The sequence below is a fragment of the Pseudomonas sp. Sample_10 genome (assembly GCF_004321495.1).
In the GTDB taxonomy this organism is placed as follows: domain Bacteria; phylum Pseudomonadota; class Gammaproteobacteria; order Pseudomonadales; family Pseudomonadaceae; genus Aquipseudomonas.
Genome location: NZ_RCOE01000187.1, coordinates 1 through 24,115, shown reverse-complemented (window position 1 = coordinate 24,115; position 24,115 = coordinate 1). Strand labels below are relative to the sequence as shown.

Below are 24,115 nucleotides of genomic sequence, written 5' to 3'. Positions count from 1 at the left end.
AATTACGCCTGCCGGTAAGGCAAGGCTGTCCGCGCTTCTTCGGCATACGCCAACACCCCCAGCCGCTCCTGTTGCAGAAAGTCTTTAACCGCCGCTTTCAGGCCTGGATGGCGCAGGTAATGCCAGGAATGGGTAATCACCGGTTCGAACCCGCGAATCAATTTGTGCTCGCCTTGAGCACCCGCATCGAAGCGTTGAAAGCCGTTGGCGATTGCGTAGTCCATGCCCTGATAGAAACAGGTCTCGAAATGCAGGCGATCGAACTCTGCCAGGCATCCCCAATAACGGCCGTAAAAACTGTCGCCCCCCACCAGGCTGAAAGCCATGGCTACCGGCCGTGAACCTTGTTTGGCAAAAACGACGCGGATCGATTGCGGCATGCGTTCGGCCAACAGGCTGAAAAACGCTCGCGTCAGGTAGGGCCGTTGCCGACGCACTGCGTAGGTGTTGGCATAGCAGGCGTAGACAAAATCCCACTGCACCTGACTCAACTCACGACCTTCGAGCCACTCGAAATCGAAACCCTGCCCCGCCACCTGTTCCCGCTCTTTACGCATCTGTTTGCGCTTGCGTGAACTCAGTACATCGAGAAAATCCTGGAAGTCCCGATAGCCGCGGTTTTGCCAGTGATACTGGCAGCCGACACGTTGCAGCCAGCCCGGCTGCTCGGCCAGCGCCGCGTCAGTGAACGGGTCCGTGAAGTTGATGTGCGCGCTCAAGAGTTGTTCGATCTCCAGATAACCCGGCAGGCTTTTCAGCAATTCGGAACCATCCTCCACTGTGGCCGCCAACAAACGCGGCCCGCTGACTGGACTGAAAGGCACTGCGGTCAAAAGCTTCGGGTAGTAATCGATGCCCGCGCGTTCGCAGGCATCGGCCCACGCGTGATCGAACACGTACTCGCCGTAGGAATGCCACTTGCGGTAGCTGGGCAATGCGGCGATCAGTCGATCACCTTCGGTGTGCAACAAATGCTCGGGTTGCCAACCGGAGTGAGGTCCGACGCTGCCGCTGTCCTCCAATGCGCTCAGGAACGCGTGAGACAAAAATGGTTGTGTCTCGGGTACCAACGCATCCCATGTTTGCGCAGTGATTTCAGACAGACTTTGCAGGCGCTGCAACGGCATTACACATCTCTCTCATCGATGGCATGAAGCTTTGCGAGTATCGCCCATCGCCATCCGTTGCACACGATCAATTCGACGACAGCGCTCTAAATCAAGAGTTCGCGACGACTCGGCATCGTCATCGACATGCCATCACATTGCCACTTCCTTGTAATAAACCATCGCGATACTGGCGCCTGTTTTTAGAGCGTCGGGTTCTAACCCGGCCACTGTTTTCCGTCCATCAATGGTCGGTTGTGCCCTGGATGGCTCAGCCATCCACTCTCATCTTCGGAGATTGATATGCGTCTTGCTTCCACGAAAACTGCGGCAGCCCTGTGTGGCGGTCTGTTGCTGGCCATGAGTGTTCCGGCCAGCGCCGCAGTCGACGCCAAACTGCTCGACATGCTCAAGGCAAACGGTTCGATTACCAACGCGCAGTACAGTGAACTGCAAGCCGAGCTGGCCCGGGATCAGAAAGAACAGCAAATCGCCCGCCAGGCTCAACAGGAGACTAACGAGCAGATCGCAGCGACCGCGAAGAAAACCAACGAACTGAGCACCTTCGACCAGAAACTGGCGTGGGCTGCCAAGACCCAGTTCAAGGGCGATGTGCGTTTCCGCCAGGAAAACGTGCACAACGATGGCGTGTCGAACAACAAAGACCAGGATCGTCAGCGCATTCGTGCCCGCCTGGGTGCCTATACCGAAATCAACCCGCAAGTCGACACCGGTATCCGAATCGCCACCGGCAACAACGACGACGCGCGTTCTACCAACCAGAGCATGGACAACTACTTTGACAAGAAGCAGATCTGGCTGGATCAGGGTTACGTCGACTACCACCCCGACGCGATCAAGAACCTGCACCTGGTGGGCGGCAAGATGCCACAACAATGGGTCAGCATGGGCGACGTGATTTGGGATAGCGACATCAGCCCGGAAGGCCTGTCGGTGTCGTACAAGTACCCGCTGAGCGGCAGTACCGAGCTGTTCGGTAGCGCCGGTCACTACACCCTCAAGGACAACGTCGATGGCGACGGCGTGCAGTTCAAACACGACCTGCGCCTGTACGCGGGCCAGTTGGGTGCACGCTTCGGCATCACCGACAACCTTAAGCTGACCCTGGGTGGCAGCGTCTACGGCTACGACAACGACGACGACATCATCCCCGGCGGTACCTCGATCCCGGCTGCACTGGCCATCAACGGCAACAGCCCGAACGAACAATTCAAGCTGTTCGAAGGTTTCGGTCAGCTCGACATCGGCGGCCTGCCAATGCCGCTCTCGCTGTACGGCCAGTACGTCAACAACGACGATGCCAGCAACGATCAGGATACCGCCTGGCTGGCCGGTTTGAAGACCAAGGTCTACGGTTTCGCCATCGACTACAACTACCGCGACGTGCAGCGTAACGCTGTGGTTGGCGCGTTCACTGACTCCGACTTCGCCAACGGCTTCACCGGTTCGCGCGGCAGCAAGTTGAAAGTGAGCTACGAGCTGGACAAGAACTTCAACCTCGGCGCGACGTACTTCATGGCCAACTCTGACTACACCAACGCCACGCTCAAAGACTCCGACATCAACACCCTGCAACTGGATGCTGAAGCGAAGTTCTGATTCACCCCGCTACACGACTCGGGCAGGGAGGCCCGAGGCGCTTTTACAGCCTGGCGTTGGCCCGACGGTCCCCATCATCCGTGCGCCGGACCAACGCGAGTCTGTTTTACCGACCTTGCAGCCTGCCTTGTGCAATCAACGACGATCTCCCACCCGCGAATGGCTTTTGCTCCAGTCGTTCAATAAGCTGTACGCCACTGCCAGCAACGTCGGACCGATGAACAGCCCGATGAAGCCAAACGCAATCAACCCGCCAAACACGCCCAGCAACACAATCACCAGCGGCAGGTTTCCGCCGCGGCTGATCAGGTACGGTTTGAGCACGTTGTCCACGCCACTGATGATGAAGGTGCCCCAGATGCCGAGGAATATTGCCATCCCGTAGTCACCTCTCCATGCCAGCCAGGCGGTGGCTGGAATCCACACCAGCGGTGGCCCCATGGGAATCAGGCTAAGCATGAACGTTACGATGCCGAGCACCAAAGCCCCCGGCACACCGGCAATCAGGAAGCCGACCAGCGCCAGAACGGCCTGGGCCGCTGCCGTACCGATCACGCCGTTCACTACCCGCTGCACCGTGCCCGCCACCAATTCGATGTAGTACCCGGCCCGTTTACCGATCAGGCGCTCCAGCAAGCCATGGACAAACGCCGCCAGCCGCGGACCGTCGCGATAGAAAAAGAACACGAAAACAATGCTCAAAGTCAGTTCGAGAATGCCGCCACCAATCTGCGCACTGCGCGCCAGCAGCCAGTTACCGACCTGACCGAAGTAGGGTTTGAGCGACACCATCATGGCCGCGCCCTGCTGATCGACACTGTTCCAGATTCCCAGCAGTCGCTCACCCACCAGCGGAATGCTGCCCAGCCAGTCCGGCGCTTGCGGCAGACCATCGACCTGCACATCCTTGATGAACGCCGTGGCGTCGCGCACATGGTCCGCCAGGTTGAAGCCCAGCCAGACCAGAGGCGCTGCCACCAGCACCATCCAGCCCACGGTCAACAGCGCCGCCGCCAGGGATTCGCGACCATTTAGCCAACGGGTCAGCAAGCGCATCAGTGGCCAACTGGCAAACGCCAGCACCGCCCCCCAGAACAACGCTGACCAGAACGGTGCCATCACCCAAAAGCTCGCGCCAAACAGCACCAGGAGCAGGATCTGCACCAACAGCCGATCATTATTGATCATCTAAAGTCTCAAAAAATCAGTTCGAAAGAGTTGGCGAACGCGTTACGCGCGTTCGCCGGGTTAAAGCCTAGCGCAATAGCTGGATGTGCAGGCCAGAGCCTTCGACGCTGCCGGTTTCCAGCCGTGCCGCACGCACGCCCTGAGCGATCAGCGCCTGCCGCCAGGCTTCGGCAGCAGGCCCGGAAACACTGACCCGCAACGTCGTGTCCAGGTTCAGACCACGGGAAATCAAACGCAGCCAGGTGTCATCCGGTGCATCCGTGAGTTTGGGAAAGTCGAGTTCGCCGGTGCTTTTGAGTTCACGCAGCAAGGTCGCCGAGGTCGGCAGCAAATCGCCCAGCGGCGCAGCGGCATCGAACTGCTCGACGTGCAGGTAGGCTTTGCGATTGCCGCGGGTGATGCTGTAGAGCGCCACCAGTGTGTTGTCTTTCGGAGCAGCCAGGCGCAACAGCAGGTACGCCTGCTCATTGTCGGCGCCATAGAGCTTGGCGTTGCCGAAGACTTCGTTGGCCCACAGGCTGCTTTCACCGCAATCACGGGCCTGGCACCAGAACAGCAACTGGGCGTCCTGTTTCTGCAAGGCTTCGCGGGCGGCCGTGAATGCTTCGGTGGATGAATGCTCCGGTGGCAGCTCGTAGGTCACTGACGTGGCATTGCCACGGGCGCTGACCTGGCCATCGAAGCGCAGCTGGCCGCTGATCTTGCGGATCGAACCCAGTGGGTAAATTCGCTCGATGTCGACCGGAACGCGATAGTCGACGATCTGCGCATCGGCCATGCGCGGCACGATCGGCAAATCCTGACTGCCAGGCACATCAGCGGCCAACAACACGGGACTGAAACTGCACAGTGCCAACAGACTGAGGGAACGCATCGATAGACTCATCGGATCAGCATGGCCTGGGCACCCTTGATGACACTCGCTTCATCGGCGCGCTGTGGCACCAGCAAGCCACGTTGCACCGCAGGACGCGCCTCCATGGTTGCCATCCAGCGTTGCAACGCCGTCAAACCTTCCACCGAGACACCGGACCACTCGTAGCCACGTACCCAGGGGAACGTCGCGATATCGGCGATGCTGTAGTCGCCGGCAAGGAACTCGACGGCTTGCAGGCGCGTGTCGAGGACTTCGTAGAGGCGACGGGTTTCGTGCTGATAGCGATCGATTGCACCCTGCAGCTTTTCCGGGAAATAACGGAAAAACACGTTGGCCTGGCCCTGCATCGGGCCGATGCCGCCCATCTGGAACATCAGCCACTGCAATACCACCGAACGCCCCTTGGGGTCGGCTGGCAAAAGCTTGCCGGTCATTTCAGCGAGGTAAATCAGGATGGCACCGGATTCAAACACGGCAAAATCGCCGTTGGCGCGATCGACGATCGCCGGAATACGCCCATTGGGATTGATCTTGAGGAAGTCCGCGGACTTCTGTTCCTTTTTGTCGAAACTCAGGGCATGCACCTTATAGGGCAGGCCGAGTTCCTCGAGCACGATAGAGACCTTGTGGCCATTCGGGGTCGCAGCGGTGTACAGATCTATCATGGTTGTCTCCCATTTCAACCCGACCAGCCTCGACAGTTGCCTGGTGCAAGTCAAGGAATGGCGAAGAACCGATTGAAACAGTCTGCGACAAGGTCGGCACCGGACTCGTCGTTCAAGTGCAAATGGTGGCCACCAGGCAGCTGTTCACGGCTAAAGGGTAGACGCTCCAGCAATTCTGGATGTTTGGCGAGCATGCCGTCGGCGGCCACCACCAGTTTTGCCGGACAACTCACCCGCTTGACGAATGCCATTGCCTGTTCGGTCGTAAGACGCAGCGGCGATGGCAGCGTGAGGCGGTTATCGGTGCGCCAGGTGTAACCGCCCGGCACCGGCATCAAGCCACGTTGCGCCAGCAGTTCGGCGGCTTCGCGACTGACCGCCACCAACCCTTTCATTCGAGCCTCGACGGCTCGATCGAGGGTGTCGTAGACCGGTTTGCGTTTTTCTTGCAAATCCAGCTGCGCTTGCAGGGCCATGCCCATGCGTTCGGCCGCATTTTCGCCCTTGTCGGTAGGCGGAATGACGCCATCGATCAAGGCCAGATGAGTGACTCGCTCCGGCAAAGACCCGGCGATGATCAAGGACGCGATCGCCCCCATGGAGTGCCCCAACAGGGCAAAGCGCTTGAGGCCCATTTGTTCGGCGACTTGCAGTACATCGTGGGCATAGTCCCACATGGCGTACCCCGCGCCGGGCGGGCGATGCCCGGAATGGCCGTGCCCTGCCATGTCCAGTGCAATGATGCGCAGACCTTTAAGCTTCGGCGCCAGTCGGGCGAAGCTGTTGGCGTTGTCGAGCCAGCCGTGCAAGGCAATCACCGGCAATCCGTCTTCCGGGCCGAACAGATGCGCCGCCAGCTCGATGTGCGGCAGGCTCAGGCGGACTTCTTCAACGACGTGACTCATGCGCAATCCTGTGGGCGGCGTCCTTCCCATTTGCTGAACAGGTTTTTCAGCAACAGGGCGGTGTCTTGCGGACGTTCGAGGGGAAACATGTGGCCACCAGGCATGGTCAGGGACTCTCCCAAAGGCATGCGCCCGACCGAACTGGCGTGGTGGCGCATCACCACCCGGCTGCTGCGCCCGCGCACCACCGCCAGCGGCACTTTCAATTGTCGCGTGCGGCCGGGGCTGGTGTGGGGTACGCCACGGTAGATACTGATTTCCGTGGCCGGGTCGAAGCGCAGGCGCAGCTTGTCACCGACCTTGTGCAAGCCGTGTTGCAGATAGGCGTCGAAACATTCCGGATCGAAGCTGCGAAACAGGGTTTTGCCGGCGAAATAGCGGCGGGCACTGTCGAGATCGGCGAACTCTTCCCGCCGCCCCAGGGTACGACCCGCCGGGGTCAGGCGATCGATGAAACCCAAACGCTTGGCCGCACGGATCACCCATTGATCAGTCCGGGTCAGCACGGGGGAATCAAGCATCACCACGCCGCGATAGAGATGAGGACAGCGCAACGCAGCGTGCTGGTGCAGTACGCCACCAAAGGAATGGCCGACACCCCAAACCGGTTCCGGCTGCTGCTCCAGGTGATGAATCAACTCATCCACCAGGTTGTACCAGTTGTCGTCCGCCGGAAACCGCGGGTCATGGGCGTGCTGCTCCAGATGCGTCACCTGATACTCGGGCGCCAGCGCCGCGAACAGTTTGCCGTAGGTACCCGAAGGAAACCCGTTGGCGTGGGCGAAAAATATCTGTTGCGACATACCGGCAAATCCATGAGCGAAAACAGGTGTTGATTGTCCGTAAGACCACGTACTACAGCAATGACCGTAACTGACAGGAATGATGACAGTCCGGTCAAAGCTATGGACTGCTCTCAACGTGCCGGCGGATTCTCGCCCAACGGCACCACCGCCATGGTCAAGCGCGACACGCAACTGGCCTTGCCCTCATCACTGGTCAGGCGGATGTCCCAGACATGGGTCGTGCGCCCGATGTGAATCGGCTTGGCCACCGCCGTCACTCGCCCGCTTCGCAGGCCGCGCAAATGGTTGGCGTTGATTTCCAGGCCCACGCAGTAAAACTTGCTGGCGTCGATGCACAGGTAACTGGCCATGGAGCCGACGGTTTCAGCCAGCACCACCGAAGCGCCGCCGTGCAGCAAGCCATAAGGCTGGTGGGTGCGGTGGTCGATGACCATGCTCGCGGTCAGCGACTCTTCATCAAAGGCTTCGAAGCGGATGTCCAACACTTCGCCAATAGTGTTCTTCTGGATTGCATTCAACTGTTCGATGTTGGGGGTGGTGCGCCACAAACTCATCACTGGATTCCTTGTTGGTTTTGTTCGTGACTCAATCCTGCCACAGCACTGCTTCGCTGCGCTCGCTCCATTCTTCGAATTGCCCACCGTAAGCCGCTTCGATGACGTTGCGCTTGATCTTCAAGGTCGGCGTGAGGAAGCCGTTTTCCACGGCCCAGCTGTCCTTGACCACCACCAGACGCCGCAGACGTTCGTGCTTGTCGAGTGCGGCATTGACCTCCTCGAGCAGTTTTTCCAGGCTTGAATGCAACCCCGCGCGCGCCTCCTGTTGCCCGACGGCCGAGAGTACGCATAGCCCCAACGGCGCACTCAAGCCATCGCCGACCACGCAAACCTGTTCGATGCGCGAATGCACCGCCAGGCGATTTTCAATCGGTGCCGGTGCCACGTATTTACCCTTGCTGGTCTTGAAGATTTCCTTCAAACGCCCAGTCAGGCGCAAGTTGCCTTCGGCGTCCTCTTCGCCTTTGTCGCCGGTCCGCAGGAAACCGTCCTCGGTGATGGTTTCAGCGGTTTTCTGCGGTTCCTTGAAATAGCCAAGCATGGTCGCGCCGCTGCGCACCAGCACTTCGCCCGATTCCTCAATGCGCACTTCCACCTCGGGGCATGGCTTGCCGATCCAGCCGGGTTTGTTCTGGCCCGGCAGGCATATGTGCGAGTAACCACAGCTTTCGGTCATGCCGTAAACCTCCAGCACGTCCAGGCCCAATTTGCGGTACCACAGCAACAAGGTCTGTGGCACCGGCGCGGCACCGGACAAGGCCACGCGCAACGCATCAAGCCCCAACCCGGCGAGCACCTTGTGCCCTACCCGCTTGCCGATAAACGGCAAGCCGAGCAAAAAATCGAGGCGTTTTGCCGGGATCTTGCTGTACACGCCCATCTGGAATTTGGTCCAGATCCGCGGTACGCCAAACAGCGCCGTCGGTCGCGCACGTTTCAGGTCGGTGAGAAAAGTATCGAGACACTCGGCAAAAAAAACGGTTTGCCCGGTATAGATCGAGGCCAGTTCGACGAACATCCGTTCCGCCACATGGCACAACGGCAAATAGGACAACAGTCGGTCCGACTCGTTGAGGCCGAACAACGAAGTGCCACGTGTGGTCGCAAACCCAAGGTTGCCGAAACTGTGCATCACGCCCTTTGGCATGCCGGTGGTGCCGGAGGTGTAGATGATCGTCGCGAGTTGATCGGCGGCAGGCTTGGGATCGTCCTGGATCGGTGAGCTGCGTTGCAGATCGGCCCAGCTGAAATCGAAGGTGCCAGGCGGATGCAGCGGCAGGCTGATCGTCACCAAGTCCGGGCTCACCCCTCGGGACATACCGGGCCAGTCGTCGAGTTTGCCAATAAAGGCCAGGACCGCTTCAGAATGCTCCAGCACCTGGGCCACGGATTCGGCCGTCAGGTTCGGGTACAGCGGCACCGAGACATGGCCAGCCATCCAGATCGCCAGGTCGGCAATGATCCAGTGGGCGCAGTTTTTCGAGATCAGGGCGATATGGCTGCCTTGTGGCAACTCCCGCGCTCGCAACCAATGTGCTGCACAGCGGGCCTGATGGCCGACGTCGGCCCAGGTCAGGGTCTCGACTTGCCCACCGCCAACGGGCTGCACCAAAAAGCGCTGGCGTGGATGACGGGCTTCACGCTCGTAGAAAACGTCCAGCGGCAAACGAAAAGCAGCAGACATGCGACTCGCTCCTGTTTTTTTGTTCTGGAGCAAGCGTAGTCAACCAAGCAAGTGCTTGGTTAGCTATTTTGTACGATTTTTTTCAAGCCCTCTCTGCCTGTAGAAGCGAGGCTTGCCCGCGAAGGGAGCCTCTGAATTGCCAAAAGCTTCGCGGGCAAGCCTCGCTCCTGCATAAGAAAAATCAAAGACGGCTATGGGTGCTTGACGCTGTTGAGCCTCATCGAGCCGACCAGCAGTTCACTGCCTTCGAGTTCCGCCAGCCCGGCAGTGCTGATCCGCTCCGGTGGGTGTCCGGCACCGTGTTGCAAATAGCTCAGCAAATTGCCCACCAACGGGTTGTGACTGACCAGCAGTACGTCACTCACCGCAACCATCTGCTCGGCCACTTTGTCCGGATCAGTGTCCGGTGTCAGCCAATCGACAGTGCGGATTTCCGGTTCGAAACCCAACGCTTCGCGCACCAACTGCGCTGTTTGCTGTGCGCGCAGGTAGGGGCTGGCGTAGATCGCGGTCAGCGGCTGGCCGATCAGCAGTGCCGCACTGCGCAATACTTCTTCACGACCGTGGTCCGTCAGTTCCCGCTCCGAATCGTGGGGGCGGGAGCCGTGTGGTACGGCTTCACCATGACGCAATACCCAGAGTTTCATAGCTTGGGTTCCTCATCTCGGGCCGGATGCGGCGCTGGCGCCACGACGTGCGGCGCTTCACCTTCCGGCGTACGCGGCGTCGGCCAATCGGCGAACGGCCAAGGCTTCTGGTCGCTGTGAAAACTGCCGAACCGACCGATCTGAGCCAGGAACTGGCTCAGACTGTCGCCGAAGTTCATCAAACTGGCGCTCGGGGCGCCGTAAATCAAACGATAGATCAACTGCACCAGCACCACGGCACCCAGGATGAATTGCGCCACTTGCCAGACCAGCACAAAAACCACCATCCACAACACCCGCAGCAGGATGGATTCGTACTTGGCTTCTACTTTCTGATCGTTCATGTCTCACTCCGTTCCGGTTAAGGGGTGGGCTCAGTTGAAACCGCTGGTGGAAATAAAGTCGACATCGGTTTTGGGTTCACCACGCATCAACAGCGCGATCACCTGTTCCAGCGTGCGCCCTTCGAACAAAATCGCATGCAGCCCGGCGACCAGCGGCATATAAACGCCCACCTCCTGGGACTTGGCCTTGAGCACCTTGAGGGTGTTCACGCCTTCGGCCACTTCACCCAGGCGATTGACCGCCTCTTCCAGGCTCAAGCCCTGACCGAGGGCAAAACCGACCTGATAGTTGCGGCTTTTCGGCGAGGAGCAGGTCACGATCAAATCGCCCACGCCCGCCAGGCCGAGGAAAGTCATCGGGTTGGCGCCTTGATTGACCGCAAAGCGGGTCATTTCCGCCAACGCCCGGGTGATCAGCATGCTCTTGGTGTTTTCGCCCATCTCCAGTGCCACGGCCATGCCGGCAATGATTGCGTAGACGTTTTTCAACGCGCCGCCCAGTTCCACGCCGAATCGATCCGCACTGGCGTACACACGGAAGGTGCGGCCATGCAGCACGGCCTGAACCCGCTCGCAGAGTTCCTCGTCTTCACTGGCAACCACCGTGGCGGTCAGCGCATGTTCGGCGATTTCGCGTGCCAGGTTCGGCCCGGATAACACGCCGATGCGTGCTTGCGGGGCAATTTCTTCGAGAATCTGGCTCATCAATTTGAACGTATGAGCCTCGATGCCTTTGGTCAGGCTCACCAGCATCTTGCCGCGCAGACGCTCGGCGTGCGGCGCCAGCACCGAGCGCAACGCGCCGGATGGCAGCGCAACGAAACTCAGATCGCAGGCTTCAAGGGTGGCTTGCAGATCGGTGACCGGCGTCACGCCGGGCAGAATCTTGATGCCCTTGAGATAACGCGGGTTCTCACGATTGACCCGAATGGCTTCGGCCTGTTCAGGGTCACGCATCCACTGCAGGACCTGGTGACCGTTTTCGGCCAGCAGGTTTGCCACGGCGGTACCAAAACTTCCGCCTCCCAGGACCGCAATCGGGCGCTGTTCAGTCATATGTAATCCGTTAATCCATACCAGTGGCGATGTCGGCATTATACGGAGCGCCCCAGTGTCGGCCAGCCCCTGTGTCAATTACCGGCGCAAGTTGAAAGGTGCAGGATAAAACCCCAGGAAAATGCTGACATCGTGACTGGAAAAGTCATCGGCCTCGGTTAACATGCGCGCCATCAATTGCTGACAAGGATGTGTTGTGTCACTGGGTTCTCCTTCACCTCGCTCGCCGTTGGTGCTGGCGCTGGTCTTCAGCTCGCCATTGCTGGCAGACGACTTGTTCCTCGATAGCGAACCGTTGCCGCAGGTGCTGACGGCCACGCGCCTTAAACAGTCGCCAGCGGCCGTTCCGGGAAGCATGACCGTGATCGACAGTGCGCTGATCAATGCCACGGGTGCCCGGGACATCAGTGAAGTGCTGCGATTGGTGCCCGGAATGATGGTCGGCAACATCAGCGGCAACCAGGCGACGGTGAATTATCACGGCACCAGCGCCAGCGAAGCGCGGCGCATGCAGGTATTGATCGACGGTCGCTCGGTGTACCGCGCCGGCCTGGCTACGGTGGACTGGAGCGACATTCCGGTGGCCATGGAGGATATCGAGCGCATCGAAGTTTTCCGCGGCCCGAACACCGTCAGCTATGGCGCCAATGCGCTGATGGCGGTGGTCAATATCATTACGCGCAACCCGGCCGACAGCCATGGCACGCGGATGAAAGTCACTCGTGGCCAACGCGGCATCAACGATTTTTACGCCAGCCAGGGCGTGGGTTGGAATGACGGAGATCTACGCCTGTCGTTGTCCGGCCAGCAGGACGACGGCTTCGACACCGACCGCAACGGCGCCGATTATCGCGACAGCCGCCGTTTGAATCGCTTCAATCTGGCCGTCAGCCAAGCGCTCGACGAACGCCAAAGCATCGATTGGCAATTGAACGCCAAAGAAGGCAGTAATCAGCGGCCGTATACCTACCGTCCAGTGTTTTCGGGGATTACCCGTGCCGGCGACAATTCTGACGTCACCGCCAAGGATTACGCCGGCTCGTTGCGTTGGAACCTCGATATCAATCCCGACCACAGTCTGTATGTCCAGAGCTCAGCCCAGCATTGGGATCGCCAGCAAACCTGGCGCGCGTGCGATGCCGAGATCTCGTTCAGTCCGCAACTGACCGAACTCTGGCAGCTCAACCCAAACTACACCGAACGCCTGGCACGCAATATCGAACGTTTTACCGGCCCCGGCGCCCCTCCCGGCGAGGCCACCGAGCAAGCATTGGCCAACCAGGCGCTCGATCAATGGCGAAATGGTGCCCGGCAGACCGTTTGCGGCGACATCGATCAAAGCACCCGGGAGACCCGCTACGATCTTGAACTGCAGGACACCCTGAGTCTGTCCGATAGTCTGCGACTGGTCAGTGGCTTGAACTATCGTTACGACCGGGCAGATTCCGAGACTTACTTCAATGGCACCCTTGATGACACCACGTGGCGGGCATTCGGCCAACTCGAGTGGCGCGCCAGCGAACACTGGCTGCTGCAAGGCGGCGCGATGTTCGAAGATACGCAGTTGATCGGCAACTCACTGACGCCGCGGGTGGCGGTCAATTACCTGATCAACCCGCGCCATGGCTTGCGGGCGGTGTACTCCGAAGCCATCCGTTCGCCGGACATGTTCGAAAACAGCGTCAACTGGAGTTACCGCGTCACCAACCTGCAACCGACGGCCTATGGCCAGTCCAGCGCCCGTTACTTCGTCAAGACCCGCGGCCCCGGCAATCTCGACCAGGAACATATGCGCTCTCGCGAACTGGGTTATAACGGATACTTCGCCGGACAGAGGCTCGCTCTTGACGTAAAGCTGTTCCATGACGAAATCACCGGCATGATCAGCGAACCGCTGCGCAACAATCAGTTCATCGCCAGTAACGCCAACACCGCACGATTTTCCGGAGCGGAAACCCAGCTCGACTGGCGTGTCGACGACGCTGACCGTTTGCGCTTTACCTACGCCTACGTCGATGTCGACGCGAGCAATCCCCAGGACGCACAACAGACGGCTCGCAATAGCGGTTCCGCCGGCTGGATGCGCGACTGGGGCAAAGGCTGGAACAGCGCGCTTTTCTACTACGGTGACGACGCCTTGAACGGCTACCGCTTCGAACGGATCGACACGCGCATCGCCAAACGTATCCGTCTGGGCAAAGCCAGCCTGGAATTGGCTGGCGTGCTCCAGCACCGCCTCGATCATCAACCGACCACCTTCATTGACAATAATTATGACGAGCGCCAAGTGATGTACTTCAGCGCGGAGCTGGCACTTTAAGATGGCTTATTGTCCGCCACGCCAGACGCCAGGCCTGGGCCATCTGCTGGCCATGCTGTGCCTGGTGGTCAGTGGCTGGCTCGGCAGCCTTTCGGCCAACGCCGCGGACATTCTGTTGACCGGGGCAGAAGACAGCTCCGGGGTGCAATCCTTCGTTCAGGCCCTGCGCGAGTTGCGACCTGCCGATAACGTGCGTTTCCAGCCGTTGGCCACTTTGCCGGCACCGGGCAAACTGCCGGTGGACATCCGTTTGATCCTGCTCGATTTGCCGAGCCTCGACTGGCGCCTGCAGGACAGCCAAGGCCCGCCGACCCTGGTGTTGCGTATCAGCCGTCTGCAAGCCCGGCAACACTTGGGTGACGCGGTGCCTGCACAGCTGAGTCTGCTCTGGAGCGATCCACCTGCGGACCGCCAGATGCGCCTGATTCAAATCCTGTTGCCCCAAGTGAAACGCATTGGCGTGCTGTATGACAGTCACAGCGAGTTCCTCTTGAAAGAACTGCGCCAGGCCGCCCGGCCACTGGGGCTTGAGGTGGTCAGCGAGCGCTGGGACAACACCCAGGACAGTCGCCCCTTGCAAACGCTGCTCAACAAAAGCGACGTATTGCTCGGCCTCGATGACCCTGATCTGTACAACTCGAAAACCGCGAAAAACCTGTTGCTCAGCAGCTATGCCCGACAATTGGCGCTGATCGGCCCCAACGCCGGATTCGTCAAGGCTGGAAGCCTGGCCAGCAGTTACAGCGATCAAAACGATTGGCTGGCGATGCTTGATCAATTGCTCGACCAGCCACCCGCCGCTTGGCCGCGCACGTATTACCCGCACCGTTTCAAAGTCTCAAGTAACCCGCAGGTGGCTCGTTCACTAGGTATTGAGCAGATCAATGAATCTTCTGTTGCAACCCTGCTGGCCGAAGGAGAACGCCGCCCATGACCTTCCGTCGCCGTTGGGACATCAATACCCGCACCCAGATCATCAGCCTCGGCCCTGCCCTGCTGTTGACCTTGCTGTTGATCAGTTTCTTCACGTTCGTGCGGATCCAGGACCTGCGTCAGGAGCTCAACCACACCGGCCAACTCATCGCCAACCAGCTCGCTCCGGCCACGGAATACGGGGTGATTTCCGGCAACAACGAAGCGCTGGAAAGTCTGCTCAAAGCCACACTCGCCACGCCCAACGTGCGTTTTCTGGAGGTCCAGGACAGCGCCAACCGGATCCTGGTGTACGTCGAGCAGCCGTCGGCAAACCACAATCGACCGCATCAGGTCGAAGTATTCCAGGCGCCCGTGCGATTGCAACGGGTGCCGCTGCACAACGATTTTTTCCAGAACAGCAAGGTCGCCACCACCGCTCCTGTCGAGGACTATCTGGGTCGGGTGATCGTCGGCCTGTCCAATGATGCGTTCAGTCAGCGCCAGCAGGAAATCCTGCTCAAGGCGGCCATTCTGGCACTGTTCGCCCTGCTGTTTACTTTCCTGCTGGCCCGACGCCTGGCCGCAAGCCTGTCACAACCGATCCGTGATATCGGCAACGCAGTCAAGGCGATTCAGGAAGGCGACTACAAGACTCCGCTGCCGATCGTCGACGACACTGAACTGGGCGCGTTGTCGCAACACATCAACAATCTCGCCAGCGGTCTCGAACAGGCCAGCCGCGAACAGCAGCAAGCCATGGAGCAATTGATCCAGACCCGCGAAGAAGCGGAAAAGGCCAACAACGCCAAGTCCGACTTCCTGGCCATGATGAGCCACGAATTGCGTACGCCGATGAATGGTGTGCTGGGCATGCTGCAATTGCTGGAAACCACCGAGATGACCGAGGAACAGGTCGAGTACGCGGCACTGGCCTCGGAGTCCACCGAACATTTGCTCAAGGTCATCAACGACATTCTCGATTTCTCGCGTATCGAACGCTCGGAACTGGAGCTGGAGCATATCCCGTTCAACCTGGCCGACCTGATCAGCGCCTGCGCCCAATCCTTCCAGCACAGCGCTGCGCAACGCGGGCTCGAGCTGCAGTTGCAGATTCCTCAGGACATGCGCGCATTGCAGGTACGAGGCGATCCGACGCGGATCCGGCAGATTCTGGTGAACCTGGTCGGCAACGCGTTGAAGTTTACCGAGCAGGGCCGCGTAACCATCGAACCGCAGTGGCAATCACTGGATCATGAATTGCTGTGGTTTACCTGCAGCGTGCGCGATAGCGGAATCGGCATTCCGGCCGACAGTCTGGAATTGATGTTCAACGCATTCCAACAGGCCGACAGCTCAATTTCCAGACGCTACGGCGGGACCGGCCTGGGTCTGCCGATTGCCCGCACGCTTGCGGAGCGCATGGGCGGGACTTTGCGTGCCCAGAGCGAAGAAGGTCGTGGTTCGGTGTTCACCCTCGAGATCCCGCTGGCACTCTGTCAACAATCATTACCGGCGCTGACCTCACGCATGCCTGCGGGCGATGGCGACGGTGAGGGCCGCAATGTCCTGCTGGTAGAAGACAACCCGGTCAATCAAACCGTCATCGAAGCAATGTTGCGCAGTCTGGGCTTTACTGTCAGCGTCGCTGCCGATGGCGCGCAGGCGGTGCGCAGTGCCGAAAGTCTGATTTTCGAAGCGATCCTGATGGACTGCCGCCTGCCGATCATCGACGGTTATGAAGCCACCCGACAGATTCGCCAGTTACCCGGCTGCACCGACTTGCCGATAATCGCCTTGACGGCTAATGCCTTGCAGGGCGACCGCGAAGCCTGCTTGTCGGCGGGGATGAACGATTACCTGGCCAAGCCATTCAAACGTAATGATCTACAGCAAATTCTGCAGCGCTGGGTGCGGTAGTACAGGCCTTTCGACCATCTGTGACTGGCGTCAAAGGCGAAAGTGCGGCAGTCTTAGACACCCGAACAGGCCCATAAAGGGGCTTGAATAAAAATTTCAGTGCACAAGTGTACATTCATGTCCTTGGTGCTGTGACTTTCACCACAACGCAATAGTCTATGAGTAGGCTGCCGGTTCGAGGCATGAATGCTTCGGACGGTCGGGAAGATTTGCCCCACCTGCCGCATGGGACTATTGAGGAGCTCGCATGACCAAACAAAACGCCTTTACCCGGGAAGATCTGCTGCGCTGCAGTCGCGGTGAGCTGTTCGGCCCAGGTAACGCGCAACTGCCCGCCCCGAACATGCTGATGGTTGATCGCATCACGCTGATCAGCGAAGAGGGTGGCAAGTACGGCAAAGGTGAATTGGTCGCCGAGCTGGATATCAATCCGGACCTGTGGTTCTTCGCTTGCCACTTCGAAGGTGATCCGGTGATGCCGGGCTGCCTGGGCCTCGATGCCATGTGGCAACTGGTCGGCTTCTTCCTCGGCTGGCAAGGCCTGCCGGGCCGCGGTCGTGCGCTGGGTTCGGGCGAAGTGAAATTCTTCGGCCAGGTCCTGCCGACCGCCAAGAAAGTCACCTATAACATCCATATCAAACGCGTCCTCAAGGGCAAGCTGAACCTGGCCATCGCCGACGGTTCGGTCACTGTCGACGGTCGCGAAATCTACACCGCCGAAGGCCTCCGGGTCGGCGTGTTCACCTCCACTGACAACTTCTAAGGGTTATTCGCATGCGCCGCGTCGTTATCACTGGTCTGGGCATTGTTTCGTGCCTGGGCAATGACAAAGAGACCGTCTCCGCTAACCTGCGTGCAAGCCGCCCTGGCATCCGGTTCAACCCGGAATATGCTGAAATGGGTCTGCGTAGCCAGGTTTCCGGCTCCATTGACCTCAATCTCGAAGAACTGATCGATCGCAAGATCTATCGTTTCGTCGGCCACGCGGCAGCTTATGCCTACCTGGCCATGAAAGACGCCATTACTGACTCCGGCCTGACCGAAGAGCAAGTGTCCAACCCGCGTACCGGCCTGATCGCCGGTTCCGGTGGTGCCTCCACGCTGAACCAGATGGAAGCGCTGGACATCCTGCGCGAGAAAGGCGTCAAGCGCGTCGGCCCGTACCGCGTAACGCGGACCATGAGCAGCACCGTTTCCGCTTGCCTGGCCACTCCGTTCAAGATCAAGGGCCTGAACTATTCCATCGCTTCTGCCTGCGCCACCAGTGCGCACTGCATCGGCACCGCCATGGAACAGATCCAGATGGGCAAGCAGGACATCGTTTTCGCCGGCGGCGGTGAAGAAGAGCACTGGAGCCAATCGTTCCTGTTCGACGCCATGGGCGCCCTGTCCAGCAAGCGCAACGACACCCCTGAAAAAGCTTCCCGTGCCTACGACGCCGACCGTGACGGTTTCGTCATCGCCGGCGGTGGCGGCATGGTCGTGGTCGAAGAGCTGGAACACGCTCTGGCTCGCGGCGCGAAGATCTACGCGGAAATCGTTGGCTACGGCGCGACTTCCGACGGCTATGACATGGTCGCCCCAAGCGGCGAAGGTGCGATTCGCTGCATGCAGCAGGCACTGTCCACCGTCGACACCCCGATCGACTACCTGAACACCCACGGCACCTCGACTCCGGTCGGCGACGTCGCGGAAATGAAAGGTGTGCGTGAAGTGTTCGGTGACAAGGCTCCGGCCATCAGCTCCACCAAGAGCCTGTCGGGCCACTCCCTGGGCGCCGCCGGCGTTCACGAAGCGATCTACTGCATGCTGATGATGGAAGGCAATTTCATTGCCGGCTCCGCCAACATCGACGAGCTGGACCCTGAAGTGGCCGACCTGCCGGTGCTGACCAAGACCCGCGAGAACGCCACCATCAACACTGTGATGAGCAACAGTTTCGGTTTCGGTGGCACCAACGCCACGCTGGTACTGAAGCGCTGGGAAGGCAAGTAATTCCCCGCTGAGCCACACATGAAAACGCCCCGACTGGTTCGGGGCGTTTTTTTTTGCCTTTTGAATTAACCAGGCTGACATATTACCTGTGGGAGCTGGCTTGCCAGCGATGACGTCGGCACAGCAAACATCAGCATCGGCTGACACACCGCTATCGCTGGCAAGCCAGCTCCCACAGGATGAAATATGTCGATGGAAGATGAAGCTTTTGTCATGCAACCATCCGCCCTGCGACTGAATGTCGCGGTTTCCGTGGGCTGCAGGACTGTTTCCAATTCTGCAACAAACCCTTTCCAAAGCCAGTCGTTTACTTAGCAAGCTACCAAAACATATAACAGAGTCCTGCACATGCCTTGCTGCAGATAACAGAGATTGGAGCTAGCAGATGACTGTAAAAGTAACTGAACGCGACGATTCAAAAATGTCCCATGAAGGCGTAGCCGCCGGTATCCGGATCTGGGATGTACATCAACAGGAATTGCTGGTGGGGATGTTCCATAGCGAGACCGACGCCCAGAATTACAAGGCCGAGTTGGAAATGCTGGAACATGAACGCGAACTCATGACTGGCTGAACACGAAACGTGCCCTCGCTGCAGCTCGCCCTTTCCTTCACGGTGAGCTGCAACGAAATCAGATACTTTACGCAATGCGTATGGAAGCCAGATGAACATCACCATCGATCACCACTGAGGGGACAACCCCGACGATCTGTCCCGCATCATGTCTGACCACCTCGCATTCCCCATCGTCGAAACCATCGTTCCTGATGGAGTACTGTATCGATGGCAGGTGCCGTTTGCTGTAGTCGAAGCCCATGCCGCAAGCAATCAGAAAATCGATCTTCGAATTTTTCAGTTCAATCTCCTCGTCTCGCTCGCCCTCTTTAAGCAGCGAATAATCAAGGCACAGATTGACGCCGAACGGACAGCCGGGAACAAGATTGTTCAAAAATCTTCCTTCATAACTGTCGAAGTAACTGTGTTCGGCTTGCACACTGCTGAGCGCCTTGACCTTTACAACAAAGTCACCGAAAAGATTAAAGTACCAATACCCCGCCGATGTCCCGACATGCCGGCCAAAATCGATACCTGACACATAACGTTTTGGCCACATCGAAATAAGCGGTTTATCCACCTCATACTCTTTGTTGGAGATGACCAGCAGATAATTGATGGCCTCGTAATGATTGGAGTCGCTCTGCTCAATTTTTATAAGGCTTGCGCAACTTCCTCCCAGCAAAACGATTTTCCCATAATGCTCAACCGGGAGATCCTCCATCAACGTCATGACAGCAGCCGATAGCTTTTCAAGGTAAGCGGAGTTCAGTTCGTGAAGTTCCTCCTCACTCTGCACGACGTGCCAGGGTATGTTCCAGAAGAACTCGGGCAGGGTAAAGAACAGACAGGCGGCACCCGCATGCCGCTCGCGAGCGGCCTTGGCTGCGACCTTTATTTTCCAGCGCACATGATCAACCCGCGCATCGAGTTCGCTCGTCAGGTAATCATTGATGGATAGGTAGGACGGTCTTTGTTTGGAAAATTGTGATTTAAAAGTAGGTTGGCGCAACGAAGCAATATTGATCAACATCAAACATATCCTTATGTCATAAAATTCATTCCATTGGGTTTTCTCCGCTGTGCAACTTCACTTGCAAGTAAAGTATTTTTGGCAAAAGAAAACCCGAAAGATCGTATCGATACGATGTTTCGGGCTCAATATAAAAATCAAGTGAATTGCCAGCAAACATGTAAGTTCGCTAACAAGACAGATGGATTACCACATCAGATCATCAGGAATCTGGTATGCCGCGTACGGATCGTCCTCGGCTGCGACTTCTTCCGTCTTCACGTTCAGCTGCACAATGCGCTGAGGGTCACGCTCCTGGATCTTCAGCGCCGCTTCACGGGGAATGACTTCATAACCACCGGCATGATGCACGATGGCCAGCGAACCATTGCTGAGCTTGTTGCGCATCAGCGTATTGACCGACAGACGCTTGACCTTCTTGTCATCGACGAAGTTGTAGTAATCCTCAGTCGTCAGCTTCGGCAGGCGCGTGGCCTCGATCAATTGCTTGATTTGCGCGACACGGGCCTTGGCTTCGGCTTTTTCCTTCTGCTGGCGATTGAGCTCCTGATCGCGCTTGACCTTCTCGGCCATGGCTTCCTGGGCTGCACGCTGCTGGGAATCATCCAGTTCGACCTGGCCTTTGTGGGCCAGACGCTGTTGCTTCTGTTTGTCTTTGCTGACCTGCTTGGCCTGCTTCTGGTTGACCAGCCCTGCTTTGAGCAACTGGTCGCGAAGGGAAATGCTCATGGTGCTTATTACTCACTTAGGCAACTGCTCAACCGCAGCTGGGCAAATTCTTTTCCTGACGTTTGGCTTCGCCCCACAAGGCGTCCAACTCTTCGAGGGTGCAATCTTCCATGGGTCGGTGGGTGTCGCGCAATGCCTGTTCGATAAAACGGAAACGTCGCTCGAACTTGCCATTGGCGCCACGTAGTGCGGTTTCCGGGTCAATCTTCAGATGACGCGCAAGATTGACCACGGAAAACAACAGGTCGCCGATCTCGCCAGCCACCGCCTCGGGATCGTTTTGCGACATGGCTTCGAGGACTTCATCGAGTTCTTCGCGCACCTTGTCGAGTACCGGCAGAGCGTCGGGCCAGTCGAAACCCACCTGCGCTGCGCGTTTCTGCAATTTTGCCGAGCGTGACAACGCCGGCAATGCAGCGGGCACGTCATCGAGCAACGACAGCTGCAGCGGTGCCGCAGATTTCTCCGCGCGCTCTTCGGCCTTGATCTCTTCCCAGCGTTGCTTGACTTGCTCTTCGGTCAACCGAGGCACATCCAGCGGCGCATAGAGATCACCTGTAGGGAACACGTGGGGATGCCGGCGGATCAGTTTGCGGGTGATGCTGTCGACCACACCGTCGAACTCGAAGCGCCCTTCCTCCCGGGCCAGTTGGCTGTAATAAACCACCTGGAACAGCAAATCGCCGAGTTCGCCCTGTAAATGATCGAAGTCACCACGCTCGATGGCGTCGGCGACTTCGTAGGCTTCCTCAAGGGTATGCGCAACGATGGTGGCGTAGGTTTGCTTGATGTCCCACGGGCAACCGTACTGCGGGTCGCGCAGGCGGTTCATCAGATGAAGCAAGTCTTCAAGTGAATACATCGGGTCAGTCTCAACAAGACCTGTGGGAGCTGACTTGCCGGCGATGCGGACAACTCGATCTCTGAGGAGAATCGAGGTGATGCCATCGCTGGCAAGCCAGCTCCCACAGTTGATCGGCGTCGTTCTTCACGGCGTACGGTTACGCCGGGTTTCGATGATGTTCGGCAATTGGGAAATCCGCCCCAGCAATCGCCCCAATGCATCCAGCCCCGGAATCTCGATGGTCAGGGACATCAGCGCCGTGTTGTCCTCCTTGTTCGAACGGGTGTTGACCGCCAGCACGTTGATCCGCTCATTGAGCAATACCTGCGAAACGTCACGCAGCAAACCGGAACGGTCGTAGGCCCGAATGACAATATCGACGGGATACGTGAGTACCGGCACCGGCCCCCAGCTGACCTGGATGATCCGCTCTGGCTCGCGTCCGCCCAATTGCAACACCGATGCGCAGTCCTGGCGGTGAATGCTGACGCCACGGCCCTGGGTGATGTAACCGACGATTGCGTCCCCTGGCAGCGGCTGGCAGCAGCCGGCCATCTGGGTCATCAGGTTGCCGACGCCCTGGATCTGAATGTCGCCGCGCTTGCCCGGCTTGTAACCGGTCGCCTTGCGCGGGATGAGTTCCAACTGTTCGTTGCCGCGTTCCGGCTCGACCAGTTGCTGCGCCAGGTTGACCAACTGCGCCAGGCGCAAATCACCGGCACCGAGCGCGGCAAACAGGTCTTCGGCGGTTTTCATGTTGGCCTTCTCGGCCAGCTTGTCGAAGTCCACCGCCGGCAGACCGAGGCGATTGAGCTCGCGCTCAAGCAGGGTTTTACCGGCCGCGACGTTCTGGTCGCGGGCCTGCAGCTTGAACCAGTGAACGATCTTCGCCCGCGCCCGCGAGGTGGTGACGTAACCCAGGTTCGGGTTGAGCCAGTCACGACTCGGGGTGCCGTGCTTGCTGGTGATGATCTCGACCTGCTCACCCGTTTGCAGGCTGTAGTTGAGCGGCACGATGCGCCCGTTGATCTTGGCGCCGCGGCAGTTGTGACCGATTTCGGTGTGCACGCGGTAGGCAAAGTCCAGTGGCGTCGCGCCCTTCGGCAGGTCGATGGCGTGACCGTCCGGGGTGAAGATATAGACCCGGTCAGGCTCGATATCGACCCGCAACTGTTCCGCCAGGCCACCGATGTCACCCAGTTCCTCGTGCCATTCGAGCACCTGCCGCAACCAGGAAATTTTCTCTTCGTAGTGATTGGAACCGGATTTGACGTCGGTGCCCTTGTACTTCCAGTGTGCGCAAACCCCCAGCTCGGCTTCTTCGTGCATGGCGTGGGTGCGGATCTGCACTTCCAGCACCTTGCCCTCCGGACCGATCACAGCAGTGTGCAGCGAGCGGTAGCCGTTTTCCTTGGGGTTGGCGATGTAGTCGTCAAACTCTTTGGGAATGTGCCGCCACAGGGTGTGGACGATGCCGAGCGCGGTGTAGCAATCGCGCATTTCCGGCACCAGCACACGCACGGCGCGAACGTCGTAGATCTGGCTGAACTCCAGACCTTTGCGCTGCATTTTGCGCCAGATCGAGTAGATGTGTTTGGCGCGGCCACTGATGTCTGCATCGACGCCGGTAGCCTGCAATTCGTTTTTCAGCTGGCTCATCACCTCGCTGATGAAACGCTCGCGATCGAGTCGCCGTTCATGCAGCAATTTGGCGATCTGTTTGTACTGATCGGGCTCAAGGTAGCGGAAGGACAAGTCCTCCAACTCCCATTTGATATGACCGATACCCAGACGATGGGCGAGCGGCGCGTAGATGTCGAAGACTTCACGGGCCACGCGGTTGCGCTTTTCGTCGTCGGCGGTTTTCACCGCACGAATCGCGCAGGTGCGCTCGGCCAGCTTGATCAAGGCGACACGCACGTCGTCGACCATCGCCACCAGCATCTTGCGCAGGTTTTCGACCTGCCCCTGAGTGCCCATCACCATGGATTTACGCGGGCTCAGACTGTCGCTGATAGCCGCCATGCGCTGCACGCCATCGATGAGTTTGGCGACCACCGGACCAAAGCGCTGGCTGACCGCCGGCAACGGGATCTGACCTTCGCGCACGCCTCGGTACAGGACCGCAGCGACCAGCGAATCCTGATCGAGTTTGAGGTCGGCGAGAATTTCGGCGATTTCAAGGCCGGTACGGAAACTCGAGTTGCCTTCCGACCATAAATTCTTGGCCGCATTGGCCTGCTGCTCAGACTCGCGAGCGAACTCGCAAGCCTCTTTCAAGGCTTCGCGATCCAGCGCCAGATCGACACTGACCGCATGATCGAGCCAAGCCTCGAGATTGATACTGCCGT

General features: G+C 58.7%; 22 protein-coding genes. 7 read left to right on the top strand and 15 right to left on the bottom strand.

Annotated features, from left to right (window positions below; all coding sequences use genetic code 11):
• Window positions 1-2 precede the first annotated feature (2 nt).
• Window positions 3-1,127, bottom strand: a complete 1,125-nt coding sequence (locus D8U18_RS18525) for a GNAT family N-acetyltransferase (RefSeq protein ID WP_056853103.1) — start codon at window positions 1,125-1,127, stop codon at window positions 3-5.
• Window positions 1,128-1,409: 282 nt separating this feature from the next.
• On the opposite strand from D8U18_RS18525, the gene D8U18_RS18520 reads away from it, so the two are divergent.
• Window positions 1,410-2,726, top strand: coding sequence for a putative porin (locus D8U18_RS18520; RefSeq protein WP_131108148.1), 1,317 nt, complete (start codon window positions 1,410-1,412; stop codon window positions 2,724-2,726).
• 135 nt (window positions 2,727-2,861) lie between these two features.
• Here the strand turns inward: D8U18_RS18520 and D8U18_RS18515 are convergent, their stop codons facing one another.
• The 10 genes from D8U18_RS18515 to D8U18_RS18470 form a co-directional block, all read right to left on the bottom strand.
• Window positions 2,862-3,914 (bottom strand): AI-2E family transporter, encoded by a 1,053-nt coding sequence (locus D8U18_RS18515; RefSeq protein ID WP_130904799.1) that lies wholly within the window; start codon window positions 3,912-3,914, stop codon window positions 2,862-2,864.
• Between the two features lie 67 nt (window positions 3,915-3,981).
• A complete protein-coding gene (locus D8U18_RS18510; RefSeq protein ID WP_056853106.1) occupies window positions 3,982-4,788 on the bottom strand; it encodes a DUF4892 domain-containing protein in 807 nt (268 codons plus the stop codon).
• An 8-nt stretch (window positions 4,789-4,796) separates the two neighbouring features.
• Complete coding sequence (locus D8U18_RS18505) at window positions 4,797-5,456, bottom strand: glutathione S-transferase N-terminal domain-containing protein (RefSeq protein WP_056853107.1); 660 nt, start codon at window positions 5,454-5,456, stop codon at window positions 4,797-4,799.
• A 50-nt stretch (window positions 5,457-5,506) separates the two neighbouring features.
• Window positions 5,507-6,361, bottom strand: a complete 855-nt coding sequence (locus tag D8U18_RS18500) for an alpha/beta hydrolase (protein ID WP_056853108.1) — start codon at window positions 6,359-6,361, stop codon at window positions 5,507-5,509.
• Window positions 6,358-7,164, bottom strand: coding sequence for an alpha/beta hydrolase (locus D8U18_RS18495; protein WP_056853109.1), 807 nt, complete (start codon window positions 7,162-7,164; stop codon window positions 6,358-6,360). The genes D8U18_RS18500 and D8U18_RS18495 overlap by 4 nt, the downstream gene beginning before the upstream one ends.
• Before the next feature lie 113 nt (window positions 7,165-7,277).
• Window positions 7,278-7,721 (bottom strand): hotdog fold thioesterase, encoded by a 444-nt coding sequence (locus D8U18_RS18490; protein WP_056853110.1) that lies wholly within the window; start codon window positions 7,719-7,721, stop codon window positions 7,278-7,280.
• A 31-nt stretch (window positions 7,722-7,752) separates the two neighbouring features.
• The gene (locus D8U18_RS18485) at window positions 7,753-9,408 is read right to left on the bottom strand and encodes an AMP-binding protein (protein WP_131108147.1); all 1,656 of its coding nucleotides are present in this window, start codon (window positions 9,406-9,408) and stop codon (window positions 7,753-7,755) included.
• A 191-nt stretch (window positions 9,409-9,599) separates the two neighbouring features.
• Window positions 9,600-10,055: a phosphohistidine phosphatase SixA gene (sixA, locus tag D8U18_RS18480; RefSeq protein WP_056853112.1), complete on the bottom strand. Its 456-nt coding sequence runs from the start codon at window positions 10,053-10,055 to the stop codon at window positions 9,600-9,602.
• Complete coding sequence (locus tag D8U18_RS18475) at window positions 10,052-10,399, bottom strand: DUF4389 domain-containing protein (protein WP_056853113.1); 348 nt, start codon at window positions 10,397-10,399, stop codon at window positions 10,052-10,054. Before D8U18_RS18475 ends, sixA begins: the two co-directional genes overlap by 4 nt.
• A gap of 30 nt (window positions 10,400-10,429) precedes the next feature.
• Window positions 10,430-11,455 carry an NAD(P)H-dependent glycerol-3-phosphate dehydrogenase gene (locus tag D8U18_RS18470; RefSeq protein ID WP_130904803.1) on the bottom strand — a complete coding sequence of 342 codons (1,026 nt, stop codon included), beginning with the start codon at window positions 11,453-11,455 and terminating at the stop codon, window positions 10,430-10,432.
• A gap of 196 nt (window positions 11,456-11,651) precedes the next feature.
• On the opposite strand from D8U18_RS18470, the gene D8U18_RS18465 reads away from it, so the two are divergent.
• From D8U18_RS18465 to D8U18_RS18440, 6 genes are all read left to right on the top strand, one after another.
• Window positions 11,652-13,775, top strand: a complete 2,124-nt coding sequence (locus D8U18_RS18465; protein WP_131108146.1) for a TonB-dependent receptor — start codon at window positions 11,652-11,654, stop codon at window positions 13,773-13,775.
• A gap of 1 nt (window position 13,776) precedes the next feature.
• The gene (locus D8U18_RS18460; protein ID WP_130907414.1) at window positions 13,777-14,709 is read left to right on the top strand and encodes an ABC transporter substrate binding protein; all 933 of its coding nucleotides are present in this window, start codon (window positions 13,777-13,779) and stop codon (window positions 14,707-14,709) included.
• Complete coding sequence (locus tag D8U18_RS18455) at window positions 14,706-16,607, top strand: ATP-binding protein (RefSeq protein WP_131108145.1); 1,902 nt, start codon at window positions 14,706-14,708, stop codon at window positions 16,605-16,607. The genes D8U18_RS18460 and D8U18_RS18455 overlap by 4 nt, the downstream gene beginning before the upstream one ends.
• Window positions 16,608-16,854: 247 nt before the next feature.
• Complete coding sequence (gene fabA / locus D8U18_RS18450; protein WP_003227150.1) at window positions 16,855-17,370, top strand: 3-hydroxyacyl-[acyl-carrier-protein] dehydratase FabA; 516 nt, start codon at window positions 16,855-16,857, stop codon at window positions 17,368-17,370.
• A gap of 11 nt (window positions 17,371-17,381) precedes the next feature.
• Window positions 17,382-18,602 carry a beta-ketoacyl-ACP synthase I gene (fabB, locus tag D8U18_RS18445; protein WP_007974551.1) on the top strand — a complete coding sequence of 407 codons (1,221 nt, stop codon included), beginning with the start codon at window positions 17,382-17,384 and terminating at the stop codon, window positions 18,600-18,602.
• A 385-nt stretch (window positions 18,603-18,987) separates the two neighbouring features.
• On the top strand, window positions 18,988-19,176 hold the full coding sequence (locus D8U18_RS18440; protein ID WP_056853118.1) for a hypothetical protein: 189 nt from the start codon (window positions 18,988-18,990) through the stop codon (window positions 19,174-19,176).
• A gap of 67 nt (window positions 19,177-19,243) precedes the next feature.
• Here the strand turns inward: D8U18_RS18440 and D8U18_RS18435 are convergent, their stop codons facing one another.
• The 4 genes from D8U18_RS18435 to relA all read right to left on the bottom strand — a co-directional run.
• The gene (locus D8U18_RS18435; RefSeq protein WP_131108144.1) at window positions 19,244-20,191 is read right to left on the bottom strand and encodes a hypothetical protein; all 948 of its coding nucleotides are present in this window, start codon (window positions 20,189-20,191) and stop codon (window positions 19,244-19,246) included.
• 186 nt (window positions 20,192-20,377) lie between these two features.
• Window positions 20,378-20,920, bottom strand: coding sequence for a DUF2058 domain-containing protein (locus tag D8U18_RS18430; protein ID WP_056853120.1), 543 nt, complete (start codon window positions 20,918-20,920; stop codon window positions 20,378-20,380).
• A 28-nt stretch (window positions 20,921-20,948) separates the two neighbouring features.
• Window positions 20,949-21,782, bottom strand: a complete 834-nt coding sequence (gene mazG, locus D8U18_RS18425; protein ID WP_056853121.1) for a nucleoside triphosphate pyrophosphohydrolase — start codon at window positions 21,780-21,782, stop codon at window positions 20,949-20,951.
• Between the two features lie 126 nt (window positions 21,783-21,908).
• The coding region (gene relA / locus D8U18_RS18420) for a GTP diphosphokinase (protein ID WP_131108143.1) at window positions 21,909-24,115 on the bottom strand (2,207 nt) is incomplete at its 5' end.